This is a genomic window from Actibacterium sp. (assembly GCF_041584535.1).
Taxonomy (GTDB): Bacteria; Pseudomonadota; Alphaproteobacteria; order Rhodobacterales; family Rhodobacteraceae; genus Actibacterium_D.
Genome location: NZ_JBFHDW010000450.1, coordinates 1 through 1,149, shown reverse-complemented (window position 1 = coordinate 1,149; position 1,149 = coordinate 1). Strand labels below are relative to the sequence as shown.

The 1,149-nt window shown below is 63.9% G+C and carries 2 protein-coding genes; both read left to right on the top strand.

What is annotated here, in order from left to right:
* On the top strand, positions 1–854 hold an 854-nt coding region (locus tag ABYW26_RS14670), incomplete at its 5' end, for an FAD-binding protein (RefSeq protein ID WP_372605657.1).
* Positions 851–1,149: SDR family NAD(P)-dependent oxidoreductase (locus ABYW26_RS14665; RefSeq protein WP_372605655.1), on the top strand; the 299-nt coding region annotated here is incomplete at its 3' end. The genes ABYW26_RS14670 and ABYW26_RS14665, both read left to right, overlap by 4 nt.

Below are 1,149 nucleotides of genomic sequence, written 5' to 3'. Positions count from 1 at the left end.
ATCCGCATCTGCGGCGCGGCGGCGAACATTTCTCGCCCGTGCCCGAAGGCAATACCGGCGACGGCATTGATCTGGGCACGGCTGTCGGCGGCAAGTTCGACATGCATTTCCCCAGCACCTCGGCATGGATGCCGGTCTCGAAGGTTCCGGTTGGCGGCGGCAAGTTCAAGGCCTTCCCGCACCTGCTGGACCGCTACAAGCCGGGCATCATCGCCGTGCTGAAGAATGGCAAGCGGTTCACCAATGAAAGCGAAAGCTATCACGATGTCGGTGCGGCGCTGATCGCGGCCTGTGAGGGCGAACAGGAAACCGCCTGCTGGCTGATCGCTGACAAGCCGACGATCAAGAAATACGGGCTTGGCTTTGCCAAACCGGCGCCGGTGCCGTTGGCGAAATACCTGTCGAACGGCTATTTGCAGAGCGGCAAGACGCTGGCTGAACTGGCGCAGAAATGCGGGATCGACCCGGCCGGGCTGGAAGCCTCGATTGCCGACTACAACATCAGCGCCCGCAAGGGCGAGGACCCGGCCTTTCACAAGGGCTCGACCGCGTTCAACCGCTATCTGGCCGACCCCGAGCATCAGCCGAATCCCTGCGTCGGCCCGGTCGAGCACGGCCCCTTCTATGCGGTCAAGGTCATCATGGGTGATCTGGGCACGTTCGACGGGTTGCAGACCACGGTGGAAGGGCAGGTTCTGGACGTGCAGGACCACCCGATCGAGGGTCTTTATGCCGTGGGCAATGACCGCGCCTCGATCATGGGCGGCAACTATCCCGGCGCTGGCATCACCTTGGGCCCGGCCATGACATTCGGCTATATCACGGGTCGTCATCTGGCGGGGATCAACGAATGACCGGTGCGGATATGACCTGGCTGGGTCTAAACGGCAAAACCGTCGTGGTCACGGGCGGGTCGGGCGGCATTGGCCGCGCCTGCCTGCAGGCCTTTAATGACGCGGGCGCCCGCGTCGTGTCGCTGGACTATGCCCAGGCCGACGCCCGCATGGCTGCCAAGGCGATTGATCCCAGCGGTGACCGCGCGCTTGGGCTGGGGTGCGATGTCAGCAGCGAGGCCAGCGTAAACGCCGCCGCCGCAAAGGTCGCCCAGACATGGGGCGGCGCCGATATTCTGGTGAACAATGCCGGTAT